This is a genomic window from Hydrogenophaga sp. L310 (assembly GCF_055703065.1).
Genome location: NZ_JBVPZA010000015.1, coordinates 76,210 through 83,734 on the forward strand (window position 1 = coordinate 76,210; position 7,525 = coordinate 83,734).

Genomic DNA, 7,525 nt, shown 5'->3' on the forward strand with positions numbered 1-7,525 from the left:
CAAAGCCGGTTCCACGGTGTTCTTGGTTAAGACACTTCGATTCGAGAGTTTTTATGAACACGACCATTTCCGCTCCCTCTGCTGTGGGTTCCGACACCCGCCCCGCCTTGAAATTCATCACCTGCGGTTCGGTGGACGATGGCAAGAGCACGCTGATCGGCCGCCTGCTGGTGGACAGCAAGGCGGTGCTGCAGGACCACCTGGCCGGTGTGCAGCGCCAAGGTGAAACCGACCTCGCCTTGCTGACCGACGGCCTGTCGGCCGAGCGCGAGCAGGGCATCACCATCGATGTGGCCTACCGCTACTTCAACACCGAAACCCGCAAGTTCATCATCGGCGACGCGCCGGGCCATGAGCAGTACACGCGCAACATGGTGACCGCTGCCTCCGCCGCCGACGCAGCCGTGGTGCTGGTCGATGCCACCAAGCTGGACTGGCAAGACGCAGGCCTCAAGCTGCTGGTGCAGACCCGTCGCCACTCGCTGCTGCTCAAGCTGCTGCGCGTACCGTCCATCGTCTTCGCGGTCAACAAGCTGGACGCCGTGGCCGACAGCGCACTCGCGTTTGCCCACATCAGCGGCGCACTGGCCGCCTTCGCGGCCGAAGCCGGCATCACCGTCACAGCCACCGTGCCGGTCTCGGCGCTCAAGGGCTGGAACGTGGTGGATGCTGCGGCCGACGCTGCCTGGTGCGGCTACAGCGGCCCCACGCTGCTGGACATCCTGGAGCACCTGCCGGTGACCGCGGCCGACACCGCGCTGCCGTTCGCGTTCCCGGTGCAGTGGGTAGAGAAGTTCTCGTCATCGTCCGACACCAGCCAGGGTCGTCGCGTCTTCTGGGGCCGTGTGGCCACCGGTGGCGTGGTGCCCGGCCAGCCCGTCAAGGTCATGCCCAGCGGCCAGACCGCGACCGTGGCCCAGGTGCTCGACCATGCACGCAATCCAAAGGCCGTGCAGGCCGGCCACAGCGCCGGCATCGTGCTGGACCGCGAGGTCGATGTGTCGCGCGGCGACTGGCTGCTCGCCGCTGACGGGGAAGGCGCTGCACTCGAAGCCAGCCGCGAGATCCGCGCCACCGTGGCCTGGATGGACGACGAAACCCTGGTCGCCGGCCGCGTCTACTGGGCACTGCACGGCCACCGCTGGGTCAAGGCCAAGGTCAAGCGCATCGTGCACAAGCTGGACATCAACACCCTGACAGAGGAAGATGCAACCCAGCTGGAGCCCAACGCCATCGGCCACATCGAACTGGCCTTGCAGGAACCGCTGGTCACCCTGCCCTTTGCCCAGTCGCGTGCGCTCGGCTCGCTGGTGCTGGTCGACACGGCCAGCCACAGGACCTCGGGCGCGGTGCTCGTGAACTGAGTCCCACGGGGTTCGCGTCGGCTCTCGCAGCCGGCCCAACCGGTTAACTTATGTCAAGGCAAGGGCCTAGGCCCTGCCTTACGCTCCGGAAACCCTAAAATCCGGGGTCTTACCGATTTCTCACCATTACCATGACCCACGTCGTCACCGAATCCTGCATCCGCTGCAAATACACCGATTGTGTTGATGTCTGCCCCGTGGACTGCTTCCGCGAAGGTCCCAATTTCCTGACCATCGACCCCGACGAGTGCATCGACTGCGCGGTGTGTATTCCGGAATGCCCGGTGAGCGCGATCTACGCCGAAGAAGACCTTCCCAAAGACCAGCTGCACATGACGGCCCTCAACGCCGAACTGGCGCTGTTGCCGGGCTGGAAGAGCATCACCAAGCGCAAGGACGCGCTGCCCGACGCCGAAGAGTGGAAAGACCGCACGGGTAAATTGCCCCAGCTGATCCGGTGAAACAACGCCCGTCATGGAACCCCAACTGAACCGGCAAGTGGTAGACACCGCGGTGGCCCACGACGGGCCGATTGAAACCGATGCCGTCATCGTCGGCGCCGGACCGGTTGGCTTGTTCCAGGTGTTCGAGCTCGGGCTGCTCGAAATCAAGGCCCACGTGATCGACTCGCTCGCCTACCCGGGCGGCCAGCCGGTGGAGCTGTACCCCGACAAGCCCATCTACGACATCCCGGCGGTTCCGGTCTGCACCGGTCAGGAGCTCACCGACGCCCTGCTCAAGCAGATCGAGCCCTTTGGCGCCACCTTCCACCTCGGGCAGGAAGTCACCACGGTCCAGAAACAGGACGACGGCCGCTTCTTCGTGGAAACGTCCAAGGGCACGCGCTTCCTCACCAAGACCATCTTCATCGCCGCTGGCGTGGGGGCCTTCCAGCCGCGCACGCTCAAGGTCGAAGGCCTGGATCCGTTCGAAGGCTCACAACTGTTTTACCGGGTGAAAAACCCGGCCGATTTCGCCGGCAAGAATCTGGTGATCGTGGGCGGCGGCGACTCCGCACTCGACTGGGCGCTGAACTTCGTCGCCGAGGGCCCGAACAAGGCCGAGAGCGTGATCCTGATCCACCGCCGCGACGGTTTCAAGGCCGCGCCCGCCAACGTGGCGAAGATGCGCGAACTGTGCGAGCAGCTGGAGATGCAATTCATCGTCGGCCAGGTGACGGGCTGCGAAGAAAAGAACGGCCGGCTCACCGGCATCAAGGTGACCGGTTCCGATGCCGTCACGCGCGTGGTCCCGCTGGACGTCCTGCTGGTGTTCTTCGGCCTGTCTCCCAAACTCGGTCCGATCGCCGATTGGGGGCTGGAGATCGAACGCAAGCAGCTCGTGGTGGACACCGAAAAATTCTCCACCAGCATCCCCGGCATCTTCGCGGTGGGTGACATCAACACCTACCCGGGCAAGAAAAAGCTCATCCTCTCGGGCTTCCATGAATGCGCCCTGGCCGCCTTTGGCGCCATGCCCATCATCTTTCCCGAGAAGAAAGTGTTCCTTCAGTACACCACCACCAGCCCCAAGCTGCACAAGGTGCTGGGTGTGGAGTCACCGGTGTTCGACTGAGGACCACCATCGCTGGATGCGGCGACATTTTTTGACAAAAATGCGCTGCCCTCCAAAAACGGCGAAAATCACACTATAATTCGAGGCTGTTCCCTGATAGCTCAGTTGGTAGAGCGACGGACTGTTAATCCGCAGGTCCCTGGTTCGAGTCCAGGTCGGGGAGCCAAGTAAATCAAGAGTCAGCAGGTTAGCGCCTGCTGACTCTTTTGCTTTCTGGATACGCCGTGTCCGACACGTGTCCGAAATTCTCCGCGGAAACATGCATGTGTCCGGATCGCAACAGACCGGTCTTGCCAAGACGGCATCTAAGACGTCGAGAAGCTCGGTGATACAACTCTATGCGCTAGATTTGTCAGCGAATCCAGCATGACCGAGGCGCCCGCAGCGCCCTACAGTTGCCTACATGCCTCCACCGGGAGATTGCCGTGCAACAGACCTCTGCCCCACCCCCGGAAACACAGGATCAAGTTTCGACCGTGTTTCTGCGCATGCCATCCGTCATACAGATGACGGGCTTGGGTCGATCGACGATATACAGGCTCATCGCCCAACAACAGTTCCCCTGCCCCGTTCGTCTCGGTGTGCGCGCAGTGGCCTGGCGCCGCAGCGAACTGGATCTGTGGAGCCAGTCACGCCCAGCGACATCGCACTGAAACGGACAGGTTCTCCATCGGGACGACTCGGAGAGGATAGTCAGGCATTCGAGTCCTCAAGCTTTTGAAGCTGGATTGCCTGCTCAATGAGTCCGAGCCCCTTCGAGTCGCCGACTTCAGGGTCAAAATGCATTCTTCATAGCCTATCGAGGAGCGCAAGTGCGCCCTCAAGGCCCACAAGAGCGCAGCACCATCCCGGTCGATCGCCAGGACCTCGTGCTCGATATGGTCGATGTGGAGTGCATGAAACACCTTGAACCTACAGGCGTGGAAAACGGAGCCGTGTCCGAGCTGCTGGATCTAGTGGGGTTGTACCAGGGCTTGCCGCTGGACGAGGACTGCAAACGCATGCTTCCTCTGGCATCACTGGTGAAACCTTTGACTCGGTACGCGCGAGAGGACTGAGCAACCCATGTCCAGCATCCAGATCATGGCGATTGATGCCAGCGGAGCCATACGCTTCGTCGGCGAAGTCTTACGAGGGGCTACGTGCGGATGTTTCTGCCCCATGTGCAAGAGCCCGCTGGTGGCCAAACAGGGAGACACCAACGAGTGGCACTTCTCACACGAGGCCTCACAGGAGCGCCCCGAGTGCGAAGCCGGTGCGGAGAACCTCGCCAGAAGCCTGGGCATCGAATTTGCACGCGAGTTGGCCGAGCGTGGGGCGCTCGTGTTGCCCGAATACAGGACCTCGGCAGGCGTTATCTCGGCGTGGCTGGACCGCTCACAGGCCGTAGAGTGGAACGCTCAGATTTCAGGCCCTCTCGCATGGAGAGAGCATCCCCCGAAGTCCAAGGTGGTGGCCACCGGTGCGCTGGACACGGGTGCTGCCTTTGCGCTGTTCGTCCAGGTGGACGACGCGGGCGTCCCTCAGGTCGACGACCAGCCTGAGCACTGCGCGTACGGCTCACTGGTGGTCTCAGCCGCATGGCCATCAGGCACCCGCACGCGCGAGGACGCCATGGCCATTCTCAAGCAGACGGTGAGCTTTCGCTGGAGGTATCACCTCGACACGCTGGGTCTCCGGGCCGCCGCACAAGCCGCCATAGAGGCCGAAGTGAGTGCCGTGCGACAGCGCACCGAGGCATTGCAGCGCGAGCGCGCCAACGCAGCGGGGAGACGATGGGCTGAAATCGGCAAACGTCTGGAGCGACCTTACGATGTCCCCCCTGTACTGCGTGATGTAGGCCAACAGGCATCCCCAGAGCCGAAACCCACTGCAAGCACCCTGCCCAGTGGAACCCGTTTTCCCGCCTATCCAGGCCACGCGCTGGGATGCAACTTCCAGTTCTTCCGGCTGGGGGCAGATGAGGCGTGGGTGTTCTACCCGCGCCATCTAGACAGGATTTCGCAGCTCCCAGCTAAATGGATGCAGACAGCGATCTGCCTTCGCTGGCACTGCCGGAGCCGCCCCATATGCTGGATCGTGATCAGTTGGAAACGTTTGCCACTGTGGTCGAGCAGCAAAGCTTTGATCGCGCGGCCAGGGTACTGGCGCGCGCGCTTGCCATGGAGCTGCATCACTCGATTGCAATATCCATGCGTGAGGAACTGCTCCGGGGCACGAGCCTCACAGAAGCCGACCTGCACCTTTTGCGCTGTGAGGCCGCAGGACACAGCAGCAAAGTGATCGGTGCAGCCATGAATCTTGAGGCCAAAACCATCGACAGCCGATTTCAGCGCGTCAACGCAAAGCTGAACGCGCCGGACAGACGCACAGCTGTGCGCATTGCCCGTCTTTACGGCCTGCTTTAGCAGGCCGTTGAAAAATTCTCCGCCGGTGCCCGAGTCGGCCGCTACGATCTGAAGCCATCCCAGAACGACCCAGCCGAGGAAGATGAGAGGCAACCAAGACTTCCAGAGTGCGATGTTCAGCTACATCAGCCTTGAAGAGAGAGTGCCGCAGGCCCACCCGCTGCGCAAGTTGCGCGCCGTGGTCGATGCGCTGCTGGCGACGATGAGCAACGACTTCGAGGCGGTGTATGCCCGCCGTGGGCGCCCCTCGGTACCGCCGGAGATGCTGCTCAAGGCACTGCTGCTGCAGATCCTGTTCTCCATCCGAAGCGAGCGGCAACTGGTCGAGGCCATCAACTACAGCCATCCTTCAATCTCGCCCACTCCCTACCCTCAACCCCTCCGCCGCAAATGGCACCAGGAACTGTTCACTATGCTCAGCCGTCGCCGTCAGCCACGCTTCATAGGCCGCCTCCGGCAGCACCACTACCATGCGTTTCTCATCGGTCGGCTTGTGGAACTGGTTCATCAGTTGGTGGGTATCTGCGTTGATCGTCCGCATTGTGTAGCTGTGCACCCATTCCCCCTGGGGAGACTTCCAGGCAGACCACAAACCCGCAATCCCCATGGGCCGACCGTCTTCTCGTTCGATGCGCGTGGGAATGGCCTTGCCGCTGCGCCAGTCCGGTTCGTAGATGGCTTGGGCCGGGATGATGCAGTGCTGCGCCCTCTTCCAAGCTTCCCGAAAACTCGGTTTGGTGGCCACCGTCTCGCTGCGGGCGTTGTAGGTACTGCGGTAGATCTTCAGGTCGGTCGCCCAGTGGGGTACCAGGCCAAACAGGCCGGGTAACGCTTCCCGATCTGGTGCTGCGTCATCGCCCGAGTCCTTCTCCCGGGGGCGGCGGATCAGCAGGCCGGGGTATCCCGGCCAGAGATCGGTTTTGCCCAAGTCGGCCGGTGGCTCCACCTGGAACACCTTTCGCAAGACCTGTGCGTCCCGCACGCCTTCGTAGTGACTGCACATGGTTCAATCCTATGCGCGGATTCGCGCCGGTTTTCTGTGAAGCATTCCCAAGGGATGGGCTTGGCTTCTATACTGTTGTTATGTAAGGGGTATCCACTTAGCTCCAGCAGATGCAGAATAACTGGATGGATATCCATACTTTAGCGCCAACGCCCGGAAAAGACTATCCGCAGACTTGGAACGAGTTTCTTGACTGGTTTGCCACCGAAGAGGCGTGCCTTGCCTATCTGGAGCGGCTGCGGTGGTCCCAAGGTTTTGTCTGCCCGCGCTGCGGCTGCGTAGGCGATGCCTATCGTGCGACGCGTACCCGGCTGATGTGCCCGAGTTGCCAACACCAGAGTTCGGTGACCGCCGGCACCATCTTCGAGAAGACCCGAACGCCACTGCGCGTTTGGCTGGCTGCGGCTTGGTACCTGACCAATCAGAAGCAAGGCGTGAGCGCGTTGGGTCTACAGCGCGTGCTGGGACTGGGCAGCTATCAGACCGCTTGGACCATGCTGCATCGGCTTCGTCGTGCCATGGTTCGACCGGGTCGCGAACAGCTCAAAGGGTTGGTCGAAGTTGACGAGACCTATCTGGCCATCACAGACAGGCGAAACCCCATCTCACCCAAAGGGCGCAAGAGCAGCACGAGCAAGGTGCTGGTGGTCATGGCCGTGGAGATGCTGGACCCCAAAGGATTCGGCCGCATCCGCCTGCGCCGCATTGCCAATGACTCCGCTGCTTGTGTGATTCCGTTCGTGGAGGAGGTTATCGAGCCTGGCGCACAGGTGCGTACCGACGGCTCGGCTGCCTACCTGACATTGAAAGACCTGGGCTTCGTCCATCAGCGCACGGTCATGTTGGGCTCCAACGTTCCGGCTCATGTCTCGATGGCTGGCGTGCATCGGGTGGCGGCTCTGGTGCAGCGCTGGATTCTGGGCACACACCATGGCTCGGTGCAGCCCGAACACCTGGATGCCTACCTGGATGAGTTCGTGTTCCGCTTCAATCGCCGCACATCCAACTCACGCGGCATGTTGTTCTATCGGTTGCTGCAACAAGCGGTCGTGACAGCACCGGTGACGTACCGGGACGTGGTGAAAAAGGCTTGACTGTTTGCCTGACTGGCATACCATTCAATACTGGTTATCCATCCAGCATTTACGATGACTGGAGCTAAGTGGATACCCCTT

7 protein-coding genes, 1 tRNA gene and 2 pseudogenes are annotated in these 7,525 nt (G+C 61.7%); 9 read left to right on the forward strand and 1 reads right to left on the reverse strand.

Annotated elements, in window-relative coordinates; all coding sequences use genetic code 11:
* The first annotated feature begins 53 nt into the window (after nucleotides 1–53).
* From AC0GNO_RS20210 to AC0GNO_RS20245, 8 genes and pseudogenes are all read left to right on the forward strand, one after another.
* Nucleotides 54–1,364, forward strand: coding sequence for a sulfate adenylyltransferase subunit 1 (locus tag AC0GNO_RS20210; protein ID WP_472905260.1), 1,311 nt, complete (start codon nucleotides 54–56; stop codon nucleotides 1,362–1,364).
* Between the two features lie 131 nt (nucleotides 1,365–1,495).
* On the forward strand, nucleotides 1,496–1,825 hold the full coding sequence (gene fdxA, locus AC0GNO_RS20215) for a ferredoxin FdxA (RefSeq protein WP_472890289.1): 330 nt from the start codon (nucleotides 1,496–1,498) through the stop codon (nucleotides 1,823–1,825).
* 13 nt (nucleotides 1,826–1,838) lie between these two features.
* Nucleotides 1,839–2,939: an NAD(P)/FAD-dependent oxidoreductase gene (locus tag AC0GNO_RS20220; protein WP_472890290.1), complete on the forward strand. Its 1,101-nt coding sequence runs from the start codon at nucleotides 1,839–1,841 to the stop codon at nucleotides 2,937–2,939.
* A 90-nt stretch (nucleotides 2,940–3,029) separates the two neighbouring features.
* A tRNA-Asn gene (locus AC0GNO_RS20225) sits at nucleotides 3,030–3,105 on the forward strand.
* Nucleotides 3,106–3,427: 322 nt separating this feature from the next.
* Nucleotides 3,428–3,592 (forward strand): helix-turn-helix transcriptional regulator, encoded by a 165-nt coding sequence (locus AC0GNO_RS20230; RefSeq protein WP_034693553.1) that lies wholly within the window; start codon nucleotides 3,428–3,430, stop codon nucleotides 3,590–3,592.
* A 508-nt stretch (nucleotides 3,593–4,100) separates the two neighbouring features.
* Nucleotides 4,101–4,160, forward strand: a pseudogene (locus tag AC0GNO_RS20235) (hypothetical protein); the annotation flags it as partial.
* A 797-nt stretch (nucleotides 4,161–4,957) separates the two neighbouring features.
* Nucleotides 4,958–5,347, forward strand: coding sequence for a helix-turn-helix transcriptional regulator (locus AC0GNO_RS20240; protein ID WP_472905261.1), 390 nt, complete (start codon nucleotides 4,958–4,960; stop codon nucleotides 5,345–5,347).
* Nucleotides 5,348–5,429: 82 nt separating this feature from the next.
* Nucleotides 5,430–5,690: pseudogene (locus AC0GNO_RS20245) on the forward strand (transposase); the annotation flags it as partial.
* A gap of 6 nt (nucleotides 5,691–5,696) precedes the next feature.
* Here the strand turns inward: AC0GNO_RS20245 and AC0GNO_RS20250 are convergent.
* Nucleotides 5,697–6,350 (reverse strand): SOS response-associated peptidase, encoded by a 654-nt coding sequence (locus tag AC0GNO_RS20250; protein WP_472905262.1) that lies wholly within the window; start codon nucleotides 6,348–6,350, stop codon nucleotides 5,697–5,699.
* 125 nt (nucleotides 6,351–6,475) lie between these two features.
* Here AC0GNO_RS20250 and AC0GNO_RS20255 point away from each other — a divergent pair, with 125 nt between their 5' ends.
* Nucleotides 6,476–7,444, forward strand: a complete 969-nt coding sequence (locus AC0GNO_RS20255; protein WP_034693535.1) for an IS1595-like element ISAisp8 family transposase — start codon at nucleotides 6,476–6,478, stop codon at nucleotides 7,442–7,444.
* The last annotated feature ends 81 nt before the right edge of the window (nucleotides 7,445–7,525 follow it).